At 31.8% G+C, this 25,103-nt stretch carries 29 protein-coding genes; 11 read left to right on the top strand and 18 right to left on the bottom strand.

Features of this window, described 5'->3' with window-relative positions; all coding sequences use genetic code 11:
- Positions 1-338: 338 nt before the first annotated feature.
- From HALO113_RS00005 to HALO113_RS00080, 16 genes are all read right to left on the bottom strand, one after another.
- Positions 339-914: a hypothetical protein gene (locus HALO113_RS00005; RefSeq protein WP_159777062.1), complete on the bottom strand. Its 576-nt coding sequence runs from the start codon at positions 912-914 to the stop codon at positions 339-341.
- Positions 915-1,071: 157 nt separating this feature from the next.
- Positions 1,072-1,797, bottom strand: a complete 726-nt coding sequence (locus tag HALO113_RS00010; RefSeq protein WP_159777063.1) for a GNAT family N-acetyltransferase — start codon at positions 1,795-1,797, stop codon at positions 1,072-1,074.
- 184 nt (positions 1,798-1,981) lie between these two features.
- Positions 1,982-2,698: a hypothetical protein gene (locus tag HALO113_RS00015; protein ID WP_159777064.1), complete on the bottom strand. Its 717-nt coding sequence runs from the start codon at positions 2,696-2,698 to the stop codon at positions 1,982-1,984.
- A gap of 163 nt (positions 2,699-2,861) precedes the next feature.
- Positions 2,862-3,665, bottom strand: a complete 804-nt coding sequence (locus HALO113_RS00020; protein WP_201297528.1) for a hypothetical protein — start codon at positions 3,663-3,665, stop codon at positions 2,862-2,864.
- 171 nt (positions 3,666-3,836) lie between these two features.
- Complete coding sequence (locus HALO113_RS00025) at positions 3,837-4,286, bottom strand: DUF4279 domain-containing protein (protein WP_159777065.1); 450 nt, start codon at positions 4,284-4,286, stop codon at positions 3,837-3,839.
- 653 nt (positions 4,287-4,939) lie between these two features.
- Positions 4,940-5,335, bottom strand: coding sequence for a hypothetical protein (locus HALO113_RS00030; RefSeq protein ID WP_159777066.1), 396 nt, complete (start codon positions 5,333-5,335; stop codon positions 4,940-4,942).
- A gap of 83 nt (positions 5,336-5,418) precedes the next feature.
- On the bottom strand, positions 5,419-6,558 hold the full coding sequence (locus HALO113_RS00035; RefSeq protein WP_159777067.1) for a hypothetical protein: 1,140 nt from the start codon (positions 6,556-6,558) through the stop codon (positions 5,419-5,421).
- A gap of 122 nt (positions 6,559-6,680) precedes the next feature.
- The gene (locus HALO113_RS00040) at positions 6,681-7,136 is read right to left on the bottom strand and encodes a hypothetical protein (RefSeq protein ID WP_159777068.1); all 456 of its coding nucleotides are present in this window, start codon (positions 7,134-7,136) and stop codon (positions 6,681-6,683) included.
- A gap of 377 nt (positions 7,137-7,513) precedes the next feature.
- Entirely contained in the window at positions 7,514-7,693 is a 180-nt protein-coding gene (locus HALO113_RS00045) for a hypothetical protein (protein WP_236554550.1), read from the bottom strand.
- Positions 7,694-7,852: 159 nt separating this feature from the next.
- Positions 7,853-8,443 carry a hypothetical protein gene (locus HALO113_RS00050; RefSeq protein WP_159777069.1) on the bottom strand — a complete coding sequence of 197 codons (591 nt, stop codon included), beginning with the start codon at positions 8,441-8,443 and terminating at the stop codon, positions 7,853-7,855.
- A 632-nt stretch (positions 8,444-9,075) separates the two neighbouring features.
- Complete coding sequence (locus HALO113_RS00055) at positions 9,076-9,660, bottom strand: hypothetical protein (protein ID WP_159777070.1); 585 nt, start codon at positions 9,658-9,660, stop codon at positions 9,076-9,078.
- A 127-nt stretch (positions 9,661-9,787) separates the two neighbouring features.
- Positions 9,788-10,825, bottom strand: a complete 1,038-nt coding sequence (gene xerA / locus HALO113_RS00060; protein WP_159779525.1) for a site-specific tyrosine recombinase/integron integrase — start codon at positions 10,823-10,825, stop codon at positions 9,788-9,790.
- 124 nt (positions 10,826-10,949) lie between these two features.
- A complete protein-coding gene (locus tag HALO113_RS00065; protein ID WP_159777071.1) occupies positions 10,950-11,681 on the bottom strand; it encodes a hypothetical protein in 732 nt (243 codons plus the stop codon).
- A gap of 212 nt (positions 11,682-11,893) precedes the next feature.
- Entirely contained in the window at positions 11,894-12,475 is a 582-nt protein-coding gene (locus HALO113_RS00070; RefSeq protein WP_159777072.1) for a TIGR00730 family Rossman fold protein, read from the bottom strand.
- Between the two features lie 100 nt (positions 12,476-12,575).
- Entirely contained in the window at positions 12,576-13,598 is a 1,023-nt protein-coding gene (locus HALO113_RS00075) for an iron ABC transporter permease (protein WP_236554552.1), read from the bottom strand.
- 1 nt (position 13,599) lies between these two features.
- Positions 13,600-14,736, bottom strand: coding sequence for an ABC transporter substrate-binding protein (locus tag HALO113_RS00080; protein WP_159777073.1), 1,137 nt, complete (start codon positions 14,734-14,736; stop codon positions 13,600-13,602).
- 80 nt (positions 14,737-14,816) lie between these two features.
- On the opposite strand from HALO113_RS00080, the gene HALO113_RS00085 reads away from it, so the two are divergent.
- The 3 genes from HALO113_RS00085 (at position 14,817) to HALO113_RS00095 (ending at position 16,456) form a co-directional block, all read left to right on the top strand.
- Positions 14,817-15,179: a cysteine-rich CWC family protein gene (locus tag HALO113_RS00085; RefSeq protein ID WP_159777074.1), complete on the top strand. Its 363-nt coding sequence runs from the start codon at positions 14,817-14,819 to the stop codon at positions 15,177-15,179.
- 120 nt (positions 15,180-15,299) lie between these two features.
- A complete protein-coding gene (locus tag HALO113_RS00090) occupies positions 15,300-15,806 on the top strand; it encodes a bifunctional adenosylcobinamide kinase/adenosylcobinamide-phosphate guanylyltransferase (protein WP_159777075.1) in 507 nt (168 codons plus the stop codon).
- Positions 15,807-15,811: 5 nt separating this feature from the next.
- The gene (locus tag HALO113_RS00095) at positions 15,812-16,456 is read left to right on the top strand and encodes a diphthine--ammonia ligase (RefSeq protein WP_159777076.1); all 645 of its coding nucleotides are present in this window, start codon (positions 15,812-15,814) and stop codon (positions 16,454-16,456) included.
- A 1,269-nt stretch (positions 16,457-17,725) separates the two neighbouring features.
- Here HALO113_RS00095 and HALO113_RS00100 read toward each other — a convergent pair.
- Together HALO113_RS00100 and HALO113_RS00105 are read right to left on the bottom strand one after the other, a co-directional pair.
- On the bottom strand, positions 17,726-18,001 hold the full coding sequence (locus HALO113_RS00100; RefSeq protein WP_370519271.1) for an integrase core domain-containing protein: 276 nt from the start codon (positions 17,999-18,001) through the stop codon (positions 17,726-17,728).
- 144 nt (positions 18,002-18,145) lie between these two features.
- The gene (locus tag HALO113_RS00105) at positions 18,146-18,631 is read right to left on the bottom strand and encodes a hypothetical protein (RefSeq protein ID WP_159777078.1); all 486 of its coding nucleotides are present in this window, start codon (positions 18,629-18,631) and stop codon (positions 18,146-18,148) included.
- Positions 18,632-18,751: 120 nt separating this feature from the next.
- Between HALO113_RS00105 and HALO113_RS00110 the strand changes: the two genes are divergently transcribed.
- From HALO113_RS00110 to HALO113_RS00145, 8 genes are all read left to right on the top strand, one after another.
- Complete coding sequence (locus tag HALO113_RS00110; RefSeq protein ID WP_370519272.1) at positions 18,752-18,958, top strand: hypothetical protein; 207 nt, start codon at positions 18,752-18,754, stop codon at positions 18,956-18,958.
- Between the two features lie 169 nt (positions 18,959-19,127).
- Positions 19,128-20,051, top strand: coding sequence for an AraC family transcriptional regulator (locus tag HALO113_RS00115; RefSeq protein WP_159777079.1), 924 nt, complete (start codon positions 19,128-19,130; stop codon positions 20,049-20,051).
- 96 nt (positions 20,052-20,147) lie between these two features.
- The gene (locus HALO113_RS00120; protein WP_159777080.1) at positions 20,148-20,888 is read left to right on the top strand and encodes an SDR family oxidoreductase; all 741 of its coding nucleotides are present in this window, start codon (positions 20,148-20,150) and stop codon (positions 20,886-20,888) included.
- A 20-nt stretch (positions 20,889-20,908) separates the two neighbouring features.
- On the top strand, positions 20,909-21,376 hold the full coding sequence (locus tag HALO113_RS00125) for a DUF1097 domain-containing protein (RefSeq protein WP_159777081.1): 468 nt from the start codon (positions 20,909-20,911) through the stop codon (positions 21,374-21,376).
- Positions 21,377-21,391: 15 nt separating this feature from the next.
- Positions 21,392-22,144, top strand: a complete 753-nt coding sequence (locus HALO113_RS00130; protein WP_159777082.1) for an SDR family oxidoreductase — start codon at positions 21,392-21,394, stop codon at positions 22,142-22,144.
- Positions 22,145-22,154: 10 nt separating this feature from the next.
- Positions 22,155-22,583 carry a hypothetical protein gene (locus HALO113_RS00135; RefSeq protein WP_201297529.1) on the top strand — a complete coding sequence of 143 codons (429 nt, stop codon included), beginning with the start codon at positions 22,155-22,157 and terminating at the stop codon, positions 22,581-22,583.
- A gap of 94 nt (positions 22,584-22,677) precedes the next feature.
- Positions 22,678-23,580 (top strand): NmrA family NAD(P)-binding protein, encoded by a 903-nt coding sequence (locus tag HALO113_RS00140; protein ID WP_159777083.1) that lies wholly within the window; start codon positions 22,678-22,680, stop codon positions 23,578-23,580.
- A gap of 437 nt (positions 23,581-24,017) precedes the next feature.
- Entirely contained in the window at positions 24,018-24,938 is a 921-nt protein-coding gene (locus HALO113_RS00145) for an AraC family transcriptional regulator (protein ID WP_159777084.1), read from the top strand.
- The last annotated feature ends 165 nt before the right edge of the window (positions 24,939-25,103 follow it).

The following is a 25,103-nucleotide window of genomic DNA, read 5'->3' on the forward strand; positions in this document are numbered from 1 at the left end:
TATTTCTTGAACAATTTGAAGTTTTAAAGACATGGAATAGTCTTTCTGAGTACGCTTTACATAGCTAATTTCTTGAGGTGTTTCCATAACGATGAAATTTGTGTATCGCTATTTCAGGACAAGACATAATAAAGTAAAAAGTAAATTTAGTTTTCTCATGAATGTTATTTTTTTGTTTTTTTTTAGCAAAATTGCTGGTAACGTTTGGCAGCTTGTAGCAGTTGCGTAAATTTAAGTCAAAAGATTACAAGTACAAAACTCCTCGAGGAATTTTCAGAGAAAATTCTGAACGCAAGCCAAGCCTAGCAATTGCTACAAACGGCTGTTAGCAGTAGTAATTACTTTTTCTGTTTTATTTTCTCTACTTTATTTATCAATAAATTATTAATATCAATATAATATTCTATCGTTCTTATGATTGAATGATTCACGTTATCCTTTTCGATTATGGTATCAAGAAATACAGTTTCAACTATTTTTCCTCTTTGTGGCATAACATTTTTATAATTTTTAATTACCCCATTTTTATTAAAAAACATGGAGTCCAATTTTACTTTTGAAAAATTATTAAAGTTTTCATTAATAGAATCATTTCCGAAAAAATTGACAAATCTTCGAGAGTTTTTGGCATACGGAGAATGAAAATATATGTCCTTATTTCGAATCTCTAAAAAAGTACTTTTTGAAGAATCTATTTCACCATTTCTTAAAAAAGTAATCATTTCTTTCATTGGTTTTTCTGGTGTGCTTAAAAAGCTATAGATTCGAACTACTTTATTATTTTCATCTAAATCAGCAATAATACTATCTGAAGATTTTTTTGGAATATCGCTAATTGTTAATCCTTCATTCTTAACTTTTGAACACGACAAAAAAGATAATAATAAAATTGGAAGAAATAGTTTTATGTGCATAGTTTAGTATTATTACTGCTAACGTTCCGTGGCTTGCAGAAGTTGGGGATTTGGTAAGCCCTAAACTTTCAGTTAATCATGAACTTCAAAAGTACAAAACTATGTTTAAATTAAAGACTAAAACCCCAATTTTTGCAAACCACTGTTAGCTGAAGTGTTATTTTTTATGCAATTCTTTAATTAGCATAAATTTGTATATGTCATTTTGATTGTCAAAATATTTGTATTTACAATCTTTGAAAATTTCGTTTCCTTTTCGCCATCTTATTCGCCATTCATAATGTCCAAAATGCACAATTGGCTTTTCTAGAATTCTTGTCTTTTTATTAAATTTTAAATTCCAAATCCAATTTGGTTCATCATCTTTAGTTTTATATGGTTCATCATTCCAAATCTCGATAATTTCGTTTTCTGTTTTTGAATTATTTCTTTTAGATTTTAAAAAAGGTTTTATAATTCTATACATTTCAACTTTTGTTGATCTATTATTTTCTGAATTATTTGGAAAATATTTAAAACCAAGTTTCTTCCAAATTTTTTGAGACGATTCTGGCGCACAAAATAAATGTAAAGCATAAATGTCTTTTTCGTATTTCTGTATAATTTCTTCGAGTAATAATCTAGCAATTCCTTTTCTTCTGAAATTTGAATTCACTTCTGCAACATTAATAGAAATTGCTGAGTCATAATTAGAAAATGCATAAAAACCAATAGTTTTATTTTTATAAGTTGCAATTACTAAATTCTTGTTTTTATAGGCATCGGTTATGCAATCCCAATTACCGCTACTTTTAATTGGTATTTCTATTTTATCAATTATCCATTCTGCAATTTCATCTAAATGTTTTTGTTTAGGATTAAATAAAATTTTAATGTCTTCCATTTTGATAAATTTTTCCGTTTTTCACGAAACATTTCAGCTAACGGTCCTCGGCTATAAAATTGTGGCGAAAAACCACACACCGAGCGATTCCAAATATAGAATTTAATTTCGAATTTTCGGAGAAAATTCGGAAAATGTGCGCAAACCCAGCCATAATTTATAGCCGATGTTAGCGGTAGTATTTTTATTTTCCGATTAGTCCTAATTCTTTTTTTATATCTTTTCTTTCTGTCAATTTTGTTGGATTTACACTCCAATTTTCAGCAATTTTCATGACTAATTCTTCATCTGCGTAATCTAAATCTTCTCTTTCCCAATATTTGTCAGATTCTGCTTCTTTTGAAAGTGAGTTAAACAAATTCAATCCGATTTCTGGTTTTGTCAACTCACCAAATACTTTAAGGTTTTCGCCACTTTCTCCAATGTAAGAGTATGTTCTTGTGATTATTCCATTTACAGATTTTATCCAGTGATGGTATTCAACAACACGATGAGTTCCAAATGATTGTGCTTCTCCAAATTCAGAACTTAATTTATTGAGTACTCTTTCAAGCTTATTTATGTCTTCGAGCTGACCATTTGATAATTTAACACCAACAGCTATAGTCCATTGTCCAATCAATGGTGTAATAAAAATACCATCATTATATGCTGAGTCAATTCCACTTTTCCAATTTGAAGTTTCTATGTTTTTTAGTTCCAATATTTCTGCTATTCTCTCTTTTTTATCTGTTTTAACCGCAATCCAAACAGTTTTGTAGCCAAAATCAATTGGTTCGTCAAGATTAGTTGAAATCTGAATTTCTTTTGATTTATATTCTGATGTCACACCATTTCGTTTGGCAATCCAAACTGTAAATGTTATAAATGCAATAATTCCTGTAATTATTAATATTTTCATTGCGTTCAGTTTTAATATTACTGCTAACGGTTTCGGGCTTTGCGTTCGGGCGGGTTTCGGAGCACAAAGTTTCAATTTATTATTAAAGTTCATTAGACGCACTAAGTTCCAAGTTTACACGTCACCCCGCCTGACGCAAAACCCGTGTTAGCGGCTGGCATTTCTATCGTTCCCATATTTTTCTAATAAGTTTCAGTAATGGAAATTCTTTCCTGTCAGTTGGTTTATCCATTGGCTTGTAGTTATTGTCAGTTTGTGTAGTAACTATTGTTATTTCACTTTGACTGTCGTCATAATTTTTCATTTCTAATTCAAATCGTTCGTCTTCGTCAAGCGGTTGTTCCAAGTCTGCACCACCTTTATGTGCAAATTGAACATAGTCTTTTGCTGGTGTTGGTAAGTTGCCTTCACATTCCTTTGAACAGAGGTTTGTCAAAAGAGGTAAAACGTCTGTGCCTACATTTAAAGAAATCCAAAACTGATTTGTTTGCTCGTAAGTCATAGTCTTACCACAAACGCTACAATTTAAAGTATCGCCTGAATACCGAACTGGATTATGGGTTAAACGAGGAAAACCCATTCTGTTTTTCCAATTTCCATATAAGGCTCTTGTACTTACTCTACTGTCTTTTAGACTTTTGCACTTTGTAATTTCGTAGGGAAACCAATGTAAGTCGTATGAAGTGTAAGGGTCAAAGTATTCAAGAGCTTCCATTTGTCCAATTTCTGGTGGAATACGTTTCAGTTTACTACCGTAAAGCCATACTTTTTTAACCTTCGTCAGTTTTGAGATTGTCTCAGGTAAAGTATGAATTTGAGCAAACAACTCATGTCCAAGTTCTTCTACGGGTGAAAATTCGTCACGGTTTTCTGCTGCAACCTTGTCAACATAGTCGCATAGTTTTTTCCAAGCAACAGAATTTCTGTCTTGTACGTCATTCTCTATTTTGGAAATTCTTTTGTTCATTATCGTGTTCTATTGTGCGATGTCGTCTATGCTTGCCGCTAACGTTCTGACGCTACAAGCGGTTTGCGGGTTACGAAGCAGAGTATTTTCTGTTAAACGAAAATAGTGTTTAAAAACGGTAATTCCACTAAATCCGCAAATCGCTTGTAACGGCTGTTGTAGGCAGTTTTTTTATTCATTAAGTTTTTCCAATAATCCAATCGTGTCAGATTTGTAAAGGTCAAAGTCAACTTGAGTTTCGGTTTTAGCTAAAAAATCGATAGTTCTTTTATTTAGTCCGAAATATGGTGTTGACGAATCAGGATTAATATCTATGTCAATCACAAACTGTATTCTTGTAGTTAAATTTAATTTGCCTTTTAGATTATTTATGATTTCTATTTTGGGTTCAAATATGTCAATCAGCTTTTCAAGAAAAGTTTCTAAATCAAGTTCATTTCCTGCTTCAATTCGATATATCCACGCCGTAGATTTCGGCACAGGTTCTTTCTTTATCATCACGGAAGTTGGTTCAATATTTAGCTTTGCTGTAATTTCTTTTGTGTCGAAGTATTCGGCATCAAATGAAAAATACAAATAGTTATTGCATTCTGTTCCGCTATATGTTAATTTCTCGTACATCGTTTTTTTAAAATTGCCTACAACGTTTTGCGGCTTGGCGAAGTGGCGACTTCGTAACCGCTTATTTTCATGCTAATATACAATTTCTTGCGAAAAATAAATGTGGTTTTCTTACAATTTTAGCCATTTTGCCAAACCGCTGTTATGCTGGGTAAACCGACACAAAATTAAAACCAAAAATTTTCCATTAAGTATTTCCGAAACGTAAACCCAAACCAAGCTCAAACATTCTGAAAACGAAATAATAACATTCCGAGAAACGTGATACGTTGGCTTTCAAACCATTTTAAAGTTTAGTTATTCTACAAAATATTTTTTACAAACTTTCTTCAACGTAAACCCAATGCAAGCCTAAACATTCTGAAAACGAAATAATAACATTCCGAGAAGCGTGATAACATTGCTTTCTCAAAGTTTGATATTCAATTAAATACTAAATTTTTGGTTTATGAAAAAGGAGTTTGATTTTTAAAAGATAGGATTTCTTAATTCAAACGGTTTATGCGGCATAACGGTCCTCGTCTATAAAATTGTGGCTTATTACCAAGACCGAACCAAAACAAATATAACGCAAACTTTTGAATTTTCGGAGAAAATTCGGAAGGTTGCCCAAACTTGCCATAATTTATAGACGATGTTAGCAGTAGGCTTTTTTAATTCGCTATTAAGTTTAATCGGATCTTTTGATTTTCTGGATTTTCTAATTCAAGTACACAATTATTTTCTGCATATGAAATGACTTTAAGTTTCATTTCAAACTTATAATTGTCATCAACTACTATAAGAATTCCTTTTTCTGCGTCAAAATTCCAAGTTCCAATTTGAGAAATTCCATTACTTATAGAATTTGCTTTATGATCTTCAGTAAAAATCATTTTATCTGATTCATGTCCAGATTTTGGTGGAAGTATTTGTCCGTTGATTTCGTAGCTTTCCAATTTCCATTCTTTAACGATATGTTTTTCAAAGTTTTCGAATGTCTGAGATTTAACCAAGTTTGGACTTAAAAATAGAAAAAATACAAAAGTTAGTTTTAAAATATTTTTCATCGTAGTGTTTTTTTAAGCTTACTGTTAACGGTTAGTGTATGGTGGCGTAGCAACCCGAAGGGTGCTATGCACTATACACATTGTTATGTGTTTTCTTTTAAGATTTTAATTATTACTAGACTAATCGTCAATCCAGAAGCAAAAAGGTTATTGCATGATTCAAGATATTCAACTAATGGAATGTTTTTTATGTTTTTGCCACCTTTACCTGTACCCAATTCAATTTCTTCACCACCATTTACAAGCTTACAATTCTTATGGTGAGTTCCATTTCTAAGCCAAGCGAAAAAGTAATTTTTAAGAAACGAACTTTCAGAATTGGTTTCAAAATTAACCGCTCGATTTGCTTTGTCTGAAGCTAAGTATTTGTCTAACGTGAAGCCAACAGAATTAAATCCATCAAAATTTCTTCCTTGTTCCAAATTATTTAGCATTGTTGGAATTAAAAATAAATCACCAACTAACTCGTATAAATCACCATAGACTTTGCTTATGTTGTTCCAGTTAACATTTGTGTTGACATCATTATTATGCTTAGAATCTAATTTTTGAAGGAGAATAGTCCTTTGGAAATCAGAATACCCATTCATGTAGGTTGTACAGATATCAAATATCTTATGCAAAAGATTAGTCTTGTTTTGTTTGACATACTCAATCAAATGAGCAGAAAGATGCAATTGAGCATAATCGATGAAATTTTGAGATTTTTCACCCCACTTCCCCGAAAGGAACAACATAGCCCATTCATAAAATTCAGAATAAAATTCCTTAGGCTCTTTATTGAATACATCTTTAAGTTTTTCTTCCGAAACATTTACCAGGATTCTAAATGAAGGTTCTAATTCTTTCCATGAATTCTCGAATTCAACAAGCTGAGCTTGAGCTAATCTGAACTCATGTTCATTAGAATTCTTAAGAATTTTATCTATATCATATAAAACTTGAAAATGAGTAGGGTCAGATGCTGAAGACTTATCTATTGGTAATTCAGGATGAAGGTTTTGAACTGTAGGTTCTTTATCTTTTTTCAGTTGAGCCTCATCTATAGACCTTGCTCCTTTACATGTTAGATCACTTCCGTATTCAAAATAACCAACTGTAATTTGCTTTGTGCAATTTTGACATTGGAACGATGCTTCTTGTGGAAATTTATTGCCCAAACCATATCGAACCATATATTGTTCATTACAGTCTTCGCATTGAATATATATTCTAAATGTCATTTTTGATTTTTGTATTACACATAACGTTTTGTGGCTACAAGTATTGGCGTAAACCATTACCAAGCCATAACAAATATAAACTTATTTTAGAAAATTCGAATAATTTTCGGAATAGTACTGACCTAGCCATTACTTGTAACCGTTGTTGTGTGTAGTTTTTTTGACCATTCAACTAATTTTTCTCTGACTTTGTCAAACTCTTTGCTTTTCATCCATTGTTTTTCAATCAGATAAAATCCATTTTCACTTTCAATTTCAATAACTTGGTCGTAAGTGTCTATTTCTCCTATATTTTTAATTTCCGAAAACATTATTTTAGTTCGTGTTTTCCAACGTACAGGAATTTCAATAAAGTCCGCTCCAATTTTCAAACCTCCAACATTGAATTTATTAATAAAAAGCCAGAGAAAAGCAATTCCCATTGCAATTGTCAAAAGAAAAAACACCAACGTTATAATTCGTAACCAAATTTCTTCGTTTCCAATTATTACAGCACCAAACATTGTCGCCATAATTAATCCTCCAATTCCAACAAATAAGTATTTAAAAGGAGGTCGATAACTATATTCGTTTATCAATTATTTTCTTGTTTATCTAATTTTCTAAAACTACACACAACGTTCTGCCGCTTGTAGCAGTTGCGTAAATTTAAGCCAAAAGATTACAAGTACAAAACTCCTCATGGAATTTTCGGTTAGAAAATTCCGCAGCAATGAACTATATACGGTGTTGTGTGTAGGCTTTTTTATTTTCCACCTCTAAATTCATCTATTTTCAATCCGCTTTTAGTTTTCTTGATTATTAAATATCCATTTGTCGCTCCTAAAATAACATCAGATTTTCCCATAAAAAGGATTATTGTTGAGTCCGTTTCTTTTGATTTAAAAACCCCAAGTCCACCGTCTTTTAAATTGTCAGAGAGTAATTTTGAAAATTGGTCGTTTTTCAGCGAATCTTACCTTTCCATTAAAGATTTATATCCGTTATCCGTTGTGATTTTTTTTAATTCGTCTGGTTTTGCGTTTTCGAGTGTTTTAGAAAAATCCGAAAGTGATTTTTTCAATTCAGGTTTTAAATCCGAACAGCCAAAATTCAAAATCATAGCCAGTATAAATGTCAGTTTAATTCTATTCATATTGATTTTCAGCTTACACACAACGTTCTGCGGCTTGGCGAAGTGGCGTTGAACCAACTCCAAGCCATTACAAATATAGCAAAACATTCCATTCAGCAGCGGATTTTCCGTAGTAAAATCCGGAAGTAGCCATTGAAGCAAACCGCTGTTGTGTACAGTTTATTTGATTTCAAATTGCTTCACCATCCAATGATTAGAATGATTAGTAATCAAATCAGTTTTTATAACTTCATCTTTAGAAATCAGAAAATTATAGACTTTTAAAGGAATTGAATCTGGGTATTCTGTTAGCCCTTCATTAAGAACTTTTGCAGCTTCCTCATTTTGTCCACTTGTGTCTAAAGCTTCAAATTTATAGATGTAAATTAATACAGGTATTTTATTATAAATATTTTTAAACTCATAAGCTAAGTCCGTCATTAATTCTACTTGAAATTTTGTATTTGGTTTTTTACCAACAGCTGCCGTTTGACTTATATGATTTTGGTATGCCATATACATTAAAAGTAAATGTCTATTTTTAGTTTTTCTATTTTGATATAGTTTATCAATTTTTTTTGGTATATCGGCATTTAATTCACCCAAATCAGATTGTAATGCTTGTGCATAAAATTCATCTAATAAATTGTAAATTGCTTTATCTTGATTATCGATCTTTGTTTCGCTTCGGAATTGATTTATGCGTTCTTCATTAGGTTGAGAAAACATTTTGAATGAAATAAAGAAAATGATTATGATAAGTTTTTTCATTGTTTAATTTTAGATTCCAGTTTTGATTAAATTGCACACAACGTTTTGCAGCTTGGCGAAGTGGCGACTTCGTAACCGCTTATTTTCATGCTAATATACAATTTCTTGCGAAAAATAAATGTGATTTTCTTACAAACTTAGCCATTTTGCCAAACCGCTGTTATGCTGCGTAAACCGACACACAGTTAAAAACCAAAAATTTTCCATTAAGTATTTCCGAAACGTAAACCCAATTCAAGCCTAAACATTCTAAAAACGAAAAGTAACATTCCGAGAAACGTGATACGTTGGCTTTCAAACCATTTTAAAGTTTTGTTATTCTACAAAGTATTTTCTATAAACTTTCTACAACGTAAACCCAATGCAAGCCTAAATATTCTGAAAACGAAATAATTACATTCCGAGAAACGTGATAACATTGCTTTCTCAAAGTTTGATATTCAATTAAACACTAAATTTTGGTTTATGAAAAAGGAGTTTGATTTTTAAAAGATAGGATTTCTTAATTCAAACGGTTTATGCGGCATAACGGTCTCTGCTATGAGTAGTTGCGTGGGTTAGCACTTAACTTTGCAAGTACACACCAAACTGAAAATCCGCGAGGATTTTCAGAAGTAGGCGAGAACAAGCAATTACTTATAGCCATTGTTGTAGCCAGTTATTTTTATTCTTTTTATTTGGTCATCTTGTTCAACTCTTTCTGATGATAGTCCGTTTTGGTCAAGCGCATTAAATACCGAAAAGTAAGTTGTCGTGCGGCTCTCGTTTTCTATTTCGAATTCAATTCCGTGCATCATAAATCCTGTCTCATGTGATTCTCCAGTCTCGATATTTTTGCTTTTAAAATTATAGGTCAAAATGTTTACAGCCGAAATAGGTTGGTTCAAGCTTACTTTTAAATCCTGTTTCCCGTTTTCCATCCAGCTCAATGGTAATTCGTCACCCATTCCATACCAATCGAGTTTTTCTGTCAAGTCTATAGTATTTAAAGTGAAGCTGAAATCATCAAGTTGATAAGCACAAAATTCATAATTGTTTCCGTCAATTTCAAGAATCACTGGACCGTCTGGATACCATTCATTCTCTTTTACGTCCCACATAACCCAAAATCTTGAAATTGACTTGCCAATCAGTTTTTCAAACTTGTCTTTCTGAGTTATCAAGAACAAGTTTACATCATCGAAAAAGTTGGGTTCATATTTAGCTATTCCTAACATTCGTTTTTTCTAATTGGCTACAACTTGTTGTATAGGTCTGACTTCGTCAGACCTATACAACAACCATTTGTTAGATAGGTCTGAAAACAGTCATACTTTTTTCTTACCCAAAAATAATAATTATCTATTACAAATCATCAAAAGGGCTTTTAATTTGTTCTAAACTTTTTGTGCTTACATGAGTATATATTTCCGTTGTTCTACTACTATTATGACCAAGCAATTCTTGTATGTATCTTAAATCGGTACCGCTTTCTAATAAATGAGTCGCATAACTATGTCGCAACCAATGCAAGGTGACTGGCTTTGAAATTTTAGTTTTCTGCAATGTTTGTTTTAAAACACTTTGTAAACTCTTTTCGGAATATTTAACACCTTTATTTTGTCCTTCAAAGAGCCAAACCATAGGTTTGTATTGTGCATAATAGACTCGTAGCATTTCTAAAATTTTGTTAGACAAAGGTACAATGCGGTCTTTTTTCCCTTTACTTTGTCTAATGAGCACAATACCTCTTTTGGAATCAATATCTGTAGGTTTTAAATGCAATAATTCGCTACGTCTTAAACCGCAACTGTAAATCATGGAGAGCATTGCTTTATGTTTTAGATTGCTAGGTGCTTCTAAAATGAATTTTATTTCTTCCTTACTCAAAACATTAGGCAATACTTTTTCTCGTTTGGGGCGATGAATTTTATCAATAATCAATACTTCATTATGTATCGTTTTAAAATATAATTTGATTGCATTTACAATCTGATTTTGATAGGAAGTGGAAAATTTGTTTTTTAGAATGTGTTCATTGGTAAACCATATGACATCGTCATTCGTAATTTCTGAAACAGTTTTGTGAGTATAAAACGTTAAAAACGATTTTAGTGCATCTGCATAAGTTTTAATGGTATTTTCACTATACCTTTTCGATTGTAACCATTGTTTAAATTTTTCTAATTGCCGAATGCCTTCCTCCGATAGAATTGGAGTTGGAGGTATTTTAAAATGGGCTCTGTTTGCTATAGTATCAGGCAAATGCCAAAATTTTTTAGAAGCACTCCAAGTTGCTCCGTTAAAAGTTTTAATACGTGTAATTAAATGTATGTCTTTGTCAAAAAATACAGCAATGCGAGGTACTCCCTTATGGATAACTAATTTGGCTTTCCAATTCATTTTGTGTGGCTTATATACTTTCAAAAATACTATTTTTTACTTAAATATTAAAAAAAGACTTGCTTTAAAAGTAAAACCTAGCACCACCAACCACCAACCATCAACCACCAACCACCAACCACCATTAACCCATAACCTCAACAACCTCCATAACACCTTTCGATAAAGGATAAAAATTACCATTTATTTCCTGAAAAAAACGCCCAATGGCTACAACCACACAACAATTGTAATCGGGTAGTATAGGTACAGCTAAAGCTACATCTCCTGAAAAGTTATGATCTATTACAAGCTTTTCACTTTGTACAAATGAAAATTCCCCATTAGCATCAATTAAAATATAACGTAAAAACAATTCCATTTGATCGGCTATAGTATTCGTAAATAAAGGAGTGGTATTAAAATGAGGTACTTGTAACCCATTTTGCTCATCAAAAATATAGGCTTGTTGCAACATACTTTGTAAAGAACCGTCTTGGGTAAGTACATAACCACGCAATAAATCACGACCATGTGCCGTAGCCAAACCTTTCGCAACAATGCGTTGTCCTCTTGTTGAAGTAATATCAAAGGCTTTCAACTGGGTAAACACACGCACCAACCGTTGATGCAATTTGCCATCTTTTAAAAGTTGTAAATAGGGTTGGAGCATTTGCTTAAAAGAGGCTACCGTTTGCATGCAATTTTTAAATTCCGAACTGTTCTCACGCACACGCGCCATAGAGGCTTTGGTCTTTATGGCTTCTCCATTAAAACCACCTCCTGCAGTACGCACAACTTGTTTGCCATCTAAAAGATAAAATGTGAATCCTTGTAACGTTCCTGTCAATTGTACAATGCCTTTTCCTTTTGCCATACTAAAGTCGTTTAAAAGCCTAAGATACTAAATATTTATTATAAATATATATTAAATATATGATAAGTATATGGCTAGTATATAATAAGGTTATAGTAACTTTATAGCGACTATAATTTTAAGATATGTTTTATGAAATACGGAACTATGAGAAGGTAACTTGTACTAAAATACAATAGAATGTTGAAGAAGAATAAATATTAGATAAAATATTAAGTGGTTTCTTTATTAATCCATTTGCCTACTTCTGGTGCTTTATAATTTTGCATTTGATGGAGTAAATCGTTAATGGAGTCACTTACTAATACCATGTCTCTATTTACTTCTTTTAAGAAGCCTTTATTAACCATAGTATTTAGAAATTGTACCAATTCATTATAAAAACCATTAATGTTTAGTATGCCTATTGGTTTTTTGTGTAATCCTAATTGTCCCCAAGTTAACATTTCAAAAAATTCTTCCAACGTACCAAAACCACCTGGTAATGCTATAACTCCATCACAAAGTTCGTTCATTTTTGTTTTTCGTTCGTGCATGGTGTTTACTAAAATTAATTCGGTTAAACCTTCATGCGCAATTTCTTTTGATCTTAAGAATTCAGGTAAAACACCTATTACTTTACCACTTCCCTCTAACACACCATCTGCAACTGCCCCCATAAGACCTACGTTGGCTCCACCATATACCAATTCTAAATTTTCAGATGCTAATTTTCTGCCCAAATCTCGAGCGGTGGTTTCAAAAATAGAATCGGTTCCAAAGCTAGACCCACAAAAAACAGTAATTCTTTTCATATGATTTTTTTATTTTAAATTATAGCAACGATTGCAAGATAAACTTTTTTGTAAAAATATAGGCGTAATCTAAAAGGGTTTCTTTAGATAGAAATTAGATTTACCCTATTCTTTTTTTACGTACCAAAAGCCAAACTACTATGGGAGCTCCTATAATGGAAGTAATCGCATTGATGGGTAAGGTAATATCATTGCCAGGCAATTGGGCTACAATGTCACAAAACAATAGTACAATGGCTCCTAACAATGAAGTGCTCCAAAACAAGATAAAATGATTGCTGGTTTGAAACAACAACTTGGCCATATGAGGTACGGCTAACCCAATAAAGGCTATTGGCCCCACAAAGGCGGTAATACTTCCCGCTAAAATACTTGTTGCAAACAAAATAATGTAACGGGTATGCTTAAAATTCACTCCTAAACTACTCGCATAACGTTCTCCTAATAATAGGGCGTCCAATGGTTTGATGACTAAAAAACTAAGGCTTATGCCAATGCAGGTAATTATGGCTAAAAAACTAACGTTGGACCAACTCAAATTGCCTAAACTGCCCATTTGCCAAAAGGTGTATTTCTGTAATTGCTCGGCGGTAGTAAAATAGGAAAGTACCGAAACGATAGCACTAGTTAAACTTCCAAACATCAAACCTACAATCAAAATAGACATGGTATCTTTTAATCGTTCCGATACTAATAACACAGCCAATAACACTAACGAACTGCCTATTCCAGAAGCCAATACTAACCCCAGCGATGAGGTGAATATTTTAGAAAGGCCTAAAGGTAAAATACCTGCTCCTAAAACTACTATAGCTACACCTAAACTTGCCCCAGAACTCAATCCTAAAACGTAGGGTCCTGCTAAAGGGTTTCGGAATAAGGTCTGCATCAATAAACCACTAATAGATAAAGCAACACCCACTAAAATAGCGGTAATCGCTTTGGGTAACCTAAAGTTGATAATGATATAATCCCACGAAGTTTTTGAAGTTGCATTCCCTATTAACGCTTGGGCTACTTCTTTAAAAGGTATTTTAATAGAACCTAAACTGATATTCAATAGGGTCAAAAATACCAAAACAAATACTAAACAAATTAATAATAGGGTAAACTTCTTGGTCACGTTAGTCTAACTTTTTGGCAAAGGTAAAGGTATAATTGGGTAAAACCGCAGGGTGAAAGATTTTAATATAATCTTTTAAAACCAAATCGGGTCGGCTAGGTGCTGTTTCATAATAAATTGTACCTCCTGTAGCTCCTTTCTGACTTTCAAAGGAATACACGTTTTTATGTTGAAAAGCATCAAACTTGGCATAATGATGATTCTCTTCTAAAAGTTGGTCCAAACTCATAATCGATCCATTGGTAATCCACACATCAGCATGCGCAGCTGTATCAAATACGCTTTCAAAACTTAGGGGTTCACTTCCCATACCGGCTAAGTCTTTCCATAAATAATCGGCTTTAGCATCTTGTAGGAACTGAGCAATCCAACTGTTCCCTCTGGCTACAAACCATTGGTCTTTATACATGGAACCATATAATACTTTTTCTTGAGGTGCCAAGTCTTTTACTAAGGTAAGGGTTTGTTGGTAATTGCTGGCAATAGAGTTAAAGATGGAATCTCCTTCTTTTTCTTTTCCTAATAAGGTAGCATAAAACTTAATCCACTCAGCTTTACCTAATGGAGATTGCTCCATCCAATCGCCCTGGAACAATATCTTTAATCCGTTGGAAGTCAGTTTGTCAACCATAGGGTTCGTATTGTCAACTCCAAAAGTAACAATGGCATCGGGTTGCATATCAAAGAGTAATTCAATATTTAAACTTTCATTCTGTCCCACATCTCTTACTTTGCCACTGTCAATTAAGGCTCTTGTTTTTGTTGAGGAAATATAATCGGTATGGGGAAAGCCAATGAGCTTCGTTTCGCTGTCTAACATTTCTAAAAAAGGAATAATCGTGGTAGACGTAACGACTAACTTTTGTAAGGGAACCGTAACGGTAGTATAATCGTGTAAACTATCGGGCACAACACCGTTTTGTTGTTTTAAAATATAAGTAAAGGGTTTTTCGGCTTTTGGCCAAGGATTCAAAACTTTTACGACACTATAACCATCATATTTGTAAATGGCTAAGCCACTAGCATATTGGATTTCATTTTTAGGAGCTTTGTTAGAAACAAGAGTGTTTTTAGTAGTTTCTTTACAACTCAATAAGAGAAAAGAGAGTAACAGTAAAAGTGTATAAGCGAATTTCATGCGGTTTTTTTGTTTGCACAAATGTATGAAAAATTCTACGCTTCCATTTTATTAAAAAGTAGAAACACTATCTTTACCACATGAATACGGTAAGAGAAAAGACATGTGCACGATGCCAAACCGCTTTTGGTTGTGGCAATCCATCAGAAACAATCAAATGTTGGTGTAATGATTTACCACCTATTTTTTCTCTAGACAATTATTCTGATTGTTTGTGTCCCAATTGTTTAAAGCAAGCGACTATTACAAAAATAAACGAATATGTGGCAACCATAACTCCTGAAAATAGTAAAACCAATAGAGCAAAAGACTTGCCTAAAACCACACATCTTGTGGAAGATATTGATTACTATCTGGAAAATGGAATGCATGTGTTTACCAAATGGTTTCACCTCAAAAGAGGTACCTGTTGCGGCAACGGATGTAGACACTGTCCCTATTAATTAGAAATTAAAAATTATTTATCACAAATCATAAAAAGCAATATGAAACGCAACAACACTAAACACTAATTATTAACTACTAATCACTAACTACTAATCACTAATTTACTAATTACCAAAATGATATACTTAATAACAGGAGGGGAACGTTCTGGAAAAAGCGGATACGGACAAAACTTAGCCTTATCTTTATCTGAAAATCCCATGTATGTTGCTACCGCTAGAAATTGGGATGGCGATTTCCAAAAAAGAATAGACCGTCATCAAAAAGATAGAGATGAACATTGGATGAACATTGAAAAAGAGAAACACTTAAGTGAAATAGATTTCTCTGGAAAAGTAGCGCTAATTGATTGTGTTACACTTTGGCTAACCAATTTCTTTGTCGATACTAAAAATGATGTTGAGGCTTGTCTTGAACAGGCTAAAAAAGAAATCGAGCTCATCTTGGAACAAAAAGATATCACAGTGATTATTATTACGAATGAAATCGGAATGGGAGTGCATGCAGCTACTCATGTTGGTAGAAAATTCACCGAGTTACAAGGTTGGATGAATCAGTATTTAGCTAAAAAAGCAGATAAAGTAGTCTTAATGGTTTCTGGAATTCCAGTGCCAATAAAATAAAATACATGAAAGTTTTAAGTTCGTGGAGTGGTGGTAAAGACAGTTGCTATGCCCTAATGAAAGCGGTCCAACAAGGATTGCAACCTACAGTACTCCTCAATATGATGAATGAAAACGGTAAAGTATCGCGTTCGCACGGTATTCCGTTAGCTATTTTAGAACAACAGGCAGCTCAAATGCAATTGCCTTTAGTGGCGGTGCCAGCCTCATGGTCTCAGTACGAAGAACATTATATTGCTACTTTGTATCAAATAAAAGAGAAGTATGCTATCGAAGGAGTTGTTTTTGGCGACATTGATTTGGAACCGCATCGAGAATGGGAAGAAAAGGTGTGTACTGCGGCTAACTTAAAAGCGTTCTTACCTTTATGGCAACAAGATAGAATTCGTTTGGTACACGAAATGCTAGATAATGGCATTGAAACCCTCATTGTTTCTTGTAATTTACAAATGGGAGAAGGGTATTTAGGAAAAATCCTTACGAAAGAATTAGCTTATGAATTAGCTCAGAAAGGGATTGATCCATGTGGAGAAAATGGAGAGTTTCATACTTTAGTAATTGATTGTCCTTTATTTGAAAATAAAATTCAATTGCCTAGTTTTGAAGTGAAAACTTATGAAAACTATTGTTTTATAGTATGGAACGACTAACTTCAAGTAGGATAAATTAGAATGATAATTAGGCATCAGTTCAAGTGTTTTTAAGGAAAGAAGTGAAATAATGATATATTGTTTATTCCTCGTCAGTTCGAGTGTTTTTTATGGAATGAAATGGAGTAAAAAATGTATCGAGAACATTTGAAACAACGAGTATTATGTATTAAAAATAGAGAATTAACTCCTAGTCAGTTCGAGTGTTTTTTATAGAATGAAATGGAGTAAAAAATGTATCGAGAACATTTGAAACAACGAGTACTATGTATTAAAAATAGAGAATTAACTCCTCGTCAGTTCGAGTGTTTTTTATAGAATGAAATGGAGTAAAAAATGTATCGAGAACATTTGAAACAACGAGTACTATGTATTAAAAATAGAGAATTAACTCCTCGTCAGTTCGAGTGTTTTTTATAGAATTATAAATGAAACAAAAGTATGTTTTTTATATTTATAACACTAATGTCTTTCGCTTTTAAACCCTAATAATTTGGCATATTTGTAAAAAGTAGTCAAGCAAAATCCAAAATCTTTGTTTCGCCTAACCTAGATTACAGCTATTTTTTATTTAATTATTTTTGTAAAGATTTTGTTCCTGTTTGGGCAATAAAATGTTTTCTAATGGATTTTAGGTAATTTATCTCTTTCAGAAATAATAACAATTCTTAATGACCTTATCGAAGCTGGGTTTGAAGAAACTGATATTTTTTTTGATCAAATAGAAGCATTTTTATCATCCTTACTATTCAGAGAAAGGTGAACAATATTAGCACTTTAAAATAGGCTTCCTAAAATTTATTGTAATCAAACTTATTGAACACATGGATTAAAATCAAAAAAAAATCAAAAAATACTTTAAGACAAATTATTTACCAATTTAGAAAAAGAAATGATAATGAAAAAGAGAGATAATAAAATGAATGTGTAAAATTAATCATCTCATTCATTTGTGCTAAAACCGTCTTTAGTTCAAGTATTCCTAAAACCAGTTCTTTGTTAACGCTATTTCACTAATTTCATTTGTAATAAACTGAGTGTTTCTATTTATTAGGTGTTGACAGGAAAGTTTTATATTTCAATAGCCACCCCTTCCCAACGCTCCAAAAAAATATTGTCATAGTTTTTATCAAAAACACGTATGCAAGCAACTTGTGCCAGTAATTTTTTCTCCCAAGCTTGGTTATATAATGTGGCACTATAGTTCTAGCCATAATAACATTATGAGTTGTCCTAAAAAAGGTTGACTTGTTAGTATATCAAAAATAGTTAAATCGGAACAGAATTAATTCTGTTCCGATTTATTTTTTCCCATTGTTTTAATTCTATTGGTTTTTGTTGATGCGCTAGATTTGGTGTAGTCATTTTTATTGACATATGTATTCTTAAATTATTGTATAACTGAATAGCTTGAGTTACTTGTTTTTTTAAATCATGATAATTTTTAAATGCTTCATGTAAACCAAATACTTCTTTTAATATTCCATTTACTCTTTCAGCAACAGCATTTTCATAAGGATCTGATTCTTCTGTCATACTTATCAATATGTTGTTTTATTTAAGCAATTCTGTGTACTCTCTATACAATATTGTAGTCCTCTATCAGGATGATTATATTAATTGATGTGAGTAGTTCTATTAACAAGAGCCATTTGTAATGCTTTTGTTGTTGTTGAACTCATTAAATTATCAGCTAATTGATAATCTACAATTTTCTTGGAACAAGCATCTGTTAATAGATGTAAATAATACGTTTTTTCTTAAATATGTTATATCAGCAACCCAAACTTGTTCTGGTTTATTGAGTGAAATATTTTTTATTAAATTAGGATAAGGTTTCATCCAGTGTGTTGAATTAGTTGTGTTATAATAGCGTCTTACTTTAGTTACTTGTAAATATTCAGTTTTCAAAAAATCTAAAAAAACATCTCTTCCAATACAGATATTATGCTTTACAAAATCTTCTTGAAGCATTATGTAGAGTTTTTTTCCACCTGTTCTAGGCAATTGTTTTCGAATATTTAGAACAAGACTTCTTATTACATCTGGATTGTATTTTATTAATGTAGCATTTGATTTTCGCTTATAAAAAGCTTGCTTTGTATACCCAAACAGTTCACATATCTCATAAGTAGCCAATAGGCTGCTGTTGGTTATTTCTTCTAATGTTGACATAATTCTAATTTTTTTAGTCAACTTTTTTCAGGACAAGACATCAAATTAAAAACCTTTACAACGGTAAGGTTTTTTTCTTTTTTAAGGCTTTTTTTTAATTTTTTTCTATAACTGTAAAAAATGATAATCGATAAATACGAAAAACATCCACAATGTATCAATGAAGACAAACTACTTCCTTTTTTATCAAACCAAAAAATGAATGCATATTTAAAAGAAATAGCAGGAGTTTGTGAAATTGAAAAAGAGTTAACCTTTCATATTGCTCGTCATACATTCGCAACTATGGTAACACTGACAAATAAAGTTCTAATATTGAAAGTGTAAGCAAAATGTTTGGACACAAAATTTAAGACCCACGCAATATCACACTAAAGTATTGGATAGAAAAGTTAGTGAAGATATGCAGATTTTGAAACAAAACTTTTTAAAAATAAATTAAATGAGCAAAACCAATTAAGAATCAATAATTAATTATAGTATTTTAGCTAAATATATGAGATCAGAAAATATTATAGTAGAAGATTTAAGAGAATTGTATGAATCAATAGGTTTACCTTTAAATAAAATTGATTCGTCATCTGGCTTTACTATTCATTTTTTACAAGATACTTTTAAGAATTTACCATATAAATCTAAATCATTCCGGCCTAATTATTTTAGTTTTCTGTTTATTGATAATGCTTATGGTAAATATACTATTGACGATAAAGTATTTGAGGTAAATCCGAAAACAGTTTACTTTACCAATCCAGGTAATTACAGAATTTTTCAATGGGAAAAAATTACTGATGTTTGTCTTATTACATTTGATGAAGCATATCTTAAAAAACATGTTCATGCAGATGTGTATAATAATTTTTCATTTCTTCTAACAGAAACTGTTGAACCGCGAACACTTTCAGAAATAGAGTTTAATCATATAAAAGAGCTTTATAAATTAATACATAAGGAATATTTATTAGAATCGCCTTTTAAAAATGAAATAATAGGAAGTTTAATGGTTGTTTTATTATTAAAAATAAAAGAATACTTCTTTCAAAATTATAATCCTATTTATGAAGGAAACAGGAGTTCTCAAATTGTAAAAACTTTTAAACGTAATCTAGAAAATCATTTTAAAGCACTCAGAAAAGGGAATCAAGAAAAGCAATTAAGGGTTCAAGATTATGCAGACATGCAATTTCTTCATGTTAATTATTTATCCAATGTAATAAGCAATAAAACAGGTAAGTCGATTAGCACTTGGATTTCAGAAAAAACAATCACAGAAGCTAAAGTTATGTTGCAAAACCAAAAGTTAGCAGTAAAAGAAATTTCCAATAAACTTGGTTTTTTAGAATCGTCACATTTCAGTAATTATTTTAAAAAACATACTTCATTAAGTCCTGCAAAGTACAGGGAAAATTACTCCAAATAACAAATATTAGAAATTTACATCTTTTCCTATTAAACGTGTACGAGTTTTAGATGACTCATATAAGACCTTTGTATTATTAATTTAAAACAAAATAATATGAACAATTTAAATCAAAAAGTGGCAATAATCACAGGTGCATCAAGAGGCATTGGTGCTGAAATTGCTAAAACATTAGCTAAAAAAGGGGCAAAGGTCGTTATTAATTATGCAGGAAGTAAAGAGGATGCTACCAAAGTAGTAAATGAAATCATCCAAAATGGTTCTGAAGCTATCAGTATTCAGGCAGATATCAGTAAAAAAGAAGATGTTGCTCGTTTGTTTAATGAAACTATCTCTCGGTTTGGGAAAGTAGATATTTTAGTGAACAACGCTGGAATAATGCTGAATTCCTTAATTAAAGATGCTGATGATGATTTATTTGAAAAACAAATAAACATCAACGTAAAAGGTGTGTTTAATACACTTCGTGAAGCATCCACCAAGTTAGCAGGTAATGGAAGCATTATTAACCTTTCGTCTACCGTTACCCGAACTATTTTCCCAACATACGGAATTTATTCAGCCAGTAAAGCAGCTGTTCAACAATTAAGCAGAGTATTTGCAAAAGAAATAGGAAACAGAGGTATTAATGTTAATTGTGTTTTACCAGGGCCTACAGCTACCGATTTATTCTTAAAAGGAAAATCAGAACAATTGATTGCTCAATTGGCAAGCACCAACGCTTTTAAACGTTTAGGAACACCAGAAGATATTGCTAAAATAGTTGCATTTTTAGCGAGTGATGAAGCAAAATGGATTTCAGGTCAAGATATAGGTGCCAATGGTGCTATGGCATAAATCATTTAAAAACAAATAGTATGAAACAGTTTTTAACAGCCATCATTATGGGTGCTTGCGGAGCACTTGCAGTTTTTGTGTCATTTTCATTGCAATGGCCTACTTGGGTGCTCTTTATTGCTTGGGTAAGCTACTATTTATTTGGAAAATCCATACAATCGGCAGTTTTAGCACTTATACCCATTACCGCAGGTATAGCTATGGGAATTTTAATTCAATTATTAGGCAAAACACTTGGAGGATATTTAGGTTCTGCGGGCTTTCCCTTATCCATATTTCTGCTTATAGGAGCATTGGCTTATTTATCTAAAATTAAGTTTTTAAACAATATTCCTGCGTGGTTTATTGGGTTAATCATCTTTTTTGGAGTGCATCCTTCAATAGAGTTTAAGCCCATATTTAGCTTATTTATTCCAATAATTGCAGGGATTTGCTTCGCCTATATAAATGATTCGGCATTGAATCTTCTATCAAAAAAACAACATTAAATTTTTAAAAAAATTATGAATAGTCTAAAAAATAAAGTTGCCATAATAACAGGTTCAGGAAGAGGACTTGGAAAAGCAATAGCAGAAAGATACGCTGCATTGGGAGCAGATATTGTGCTTAATTATTCAAGGGATATAGCCTCTACTGATGAAGTAGAAGCAAACATAAAAGCAATGGGAGCTCGTGTTATTTCTGTTCAGGCAGATGTAAGTAAAGTAGAAAGCATTGAACGTCTTTTCAATGAAGCTATCAGTACGTTTGGTAAGATTGACATTGTGGTAGCTAATGCAGGCATAGAGATGGTAGAAACGCCTGTAGTAGAATTTACTGAAGAACAGTTCGATAGATTGTTTTCTATCAATACCAAAGGTGCTTATTTCACTATGCAACAAGCAGCGAAACATATTGAAAACAACGGCAGGATTATTTACATAGCATCCAGTACTACAGTATTTCCTGTACAAGGAATGGCAGTATATGGAGGAAGTAAAACTACACCAAGATATATGGTGGATGTTTTATCCAAAGAAATAGGACACAAAGGTGTAACTGTTAATTCAATTATCCCTTTTGCGGTAGATCATTCCGGTATTTTTGCTGAAGAAAATAGTTATCCGGAATTGAGAAAATCTTTAATAGATAGCTGCCCAATGAAACGTTTGGCAGAAGTTGAAGATGTAGCCAATGTAGCAGAATTTTTTGCCAGTGATATGTCATCTTTTGTTAACGGCCAACACTTACTGGTTAACGGAGGAGCAACACAATAAAATAAGCAAAATGAAGGCCTTTAATTTATTAATTATCATTCTGTTTGCATGTATTAATACTGCATGCGGACAAATAGGAAATCACCAACACAAAGAAATGAGAAGCATCAATTACGATAAAATTACCAATGCTACTATTAAATATGCAATAGAAACTTGGCAGCAAGGAGATGCTGAAAAATGGCTTTCTCTATTTACAAAAGATACCAAACTATATGATGATGGAAACCCAAGAGATTTCATAAAGTTCAGTACGAAAGCAATTGGAAAAGAATATTTTACAAGTATTGATAAAGTTGAAGATGATGGTTTAAGTATATATGGCAAATTCCACAGCGATACTTGGGGAGATTTCAAAACCTATTTCAAATTTCATATTAATAAAGACAGTAAAATATATCAATTAGAAATAGGTCTAGCCAAGTATTTAAAAAAATGAAATTATACTTTTTGGCTACAAAACTGTGAATATCGGCTACATTATTTAAAACACTAATAGTGACCTTTGTAATGTTAATTTAAAATGAGTTAGAATGAAAATAGTAATTACAGGTTCATTGGGCAATATAAGTAAACCGTTAGCAGAAGAGTTGATTGAAAAAGGACATCGTGTAGTTGTTGTAAGCAGTAAACAGGAAAGAGTTAAAGCCATTGAAGATATTGGAGCAACAGCGGCAATTGGCACTATGGAAGACGTAAGTTTTTTAACTGAAGCCTATAAGGGAGCAGATATTATATACGCAATGGAATCTCTTGCATATGGGGCATTTTTTGATAAAAATTTAGATTTTATAGATGCAAATACAAGAATTGGAAATTGCCATAAAGAAGCCATCCAGCAAGCAGGTGTAAAAAAGGTGGTACATTTAAGTAGTATTGGAGCACACACCAATAAAGGAATAGGAATTTTAAAATTTCATTATAATGTAGAGAAGTTGTTGAGTGAACTTCCAGCTGATGTTTCTATAAAATTTATGCGTCCTGTTGGGTTTTATTATAATATGTTTCAATTTGTTGATAGCATAAAAAGACAAGGCACTATCTTTTCTAATTATGGAGGCGATGTAAAAGAACCTTGGGTTTCGCCTTTAGATATTGCATCAACAATTGCAGAAGAAATGGACAAGCCATTTGAAGGGAGAGAGGTTAGATATATTGTTAGTGATGAGGTTTCGCCAAATCAAATCGCTAAAACTTTAGGAAAAGCTATTGATATACCCAATTTAAAATGGGAAACTATTCCAACAGAACAAATGTTAAATGGTATGATAGCTGTAGGAATGAATCCTGAAACAGCAAAAGGATTTATAGAGATGAATGAAGCAAGAGTAAACGGGATTTTATATGAAGATTATTATAAAAGCAAACCAGTATTAGGAAAAATAAAACTAGAAGATTTTGCTAAAGACTTCGCAAACGTTTTTAAAAAAGAATAAAAAACATATTCAAAAGATAAATTACATGAAAAACACTTTCTGTTTTAGAAAAGGAAGAACTGGCCAAAACAATGCTTTTAGCCTTAAAAAATAATGACTGGAAATAATTTGGCTCTCTACTAACAGAAAATATGATATGCACATTACTAGGATAAAGTTTAATTTCTGGTAGTATTAAGGGAAACGAAGAAGCAATAAAAAGAGCAAAGAAAATGGTTTCAAGCGGGGTAAGTATGGAACTTTAATATATTTTGTACTGTCAACATAATTTGCGTTATCAATACATAATCAGGTAAGAAAAAATGATATAATTTTGAACGAACATCTTGCAACGGCTTGTATTCTTGAAAATGGAAAGACATCCAAATTTGATACCTATGTTTCTGATGTTGATGGCGTAAATGCTTTTTTTAACGACTAAACAAATAAGGTTGTAAATGAAAAATAACAACGTGTTAAGAATTAAGACTATTAGTGAATTTCATCAATTAAGAGGTTTATCTAAACCAGAACACCCTTTAATTAGTATTGTCGATTTTTCTAAAATTAAACATTCTGTTACTAATAATCCAATTAGTTGGGTACTCGATTTTTATTCTATTTCTTTAAAGAGGATACCAAATGCAAAAATTAAATACGGACAACAAGAATGCGATTTTGATGAAGGAGTTATGTTTTTTATGACCCCAAATCAGGTTTTTAATGTTAAAGTGAATGATGAAGTAATGTCAAATCAGTCTGGATGGATACTACTTATTCATCCAGACTTTATTTGGAACAGTTCATTGGCCACAACTATTAAGCAATATGAGTATTTTGATTATGCAGTAACTGAAGCATTGTTTTTGTCAGAGAAAGAAGAAATAACCATAAATCATATTATTAATAACATTAAGCAAGAATATCATTCAAATATCGATAAGTTTAGTCAAAATATTATTATTTCTCAAATTGAAACATTACTTAATTACTCAGAAAGATTTTACCAAAGACAATTCATTACAAGAAAAATATCTAATCATCAAATTCTTGATAAAGTTGAAAATTATTTAAATAATTATTTTAATAATGATGTGTTACTAAAGGAAGGTTTGCCAACAGTGCACGATATGGCTAAGCACTTAAACCTTTCAATTGGATATTTAAGTAATCTTTTAAAACAAACTACAAATTTATCAGCACAACAACATATCCACGAAAAATTAATTGAAAAAGCCAAAGAAAAGCTATCTACAACTCAATTATCAGTTTCAGAAATTGCTTTTGGACTTGGTTTTGAACATAGTCAAAGTTTTTCAAAATTATTTAAGAGAAAAACAAATCTAAGTCCATTAGAGTTCAGACAAAGTTTTAATTAAAAAAATATATTTCGAAATGAGTGAAAATTTGACTTGGTGAATTTATGAATGTTGAAAAGAGAATAGGTATTATTATACCAGCTGAAAAATTTGAAGAAGGTAGAAATCTATCATACAAAACGATTGTTGTTTTGGAGAATTTGAAGCAAAAAAACAGTACAAATT

Origin of the sequence: Flavobacterium sp. 9AF (assembly GCF_902506265.1) — a bacterium.
GTDB lineage: Bacteria > Bacteroidota > Bacteroidia > Flavobacteriales > Flavobacteriaceae > Flavobacterium.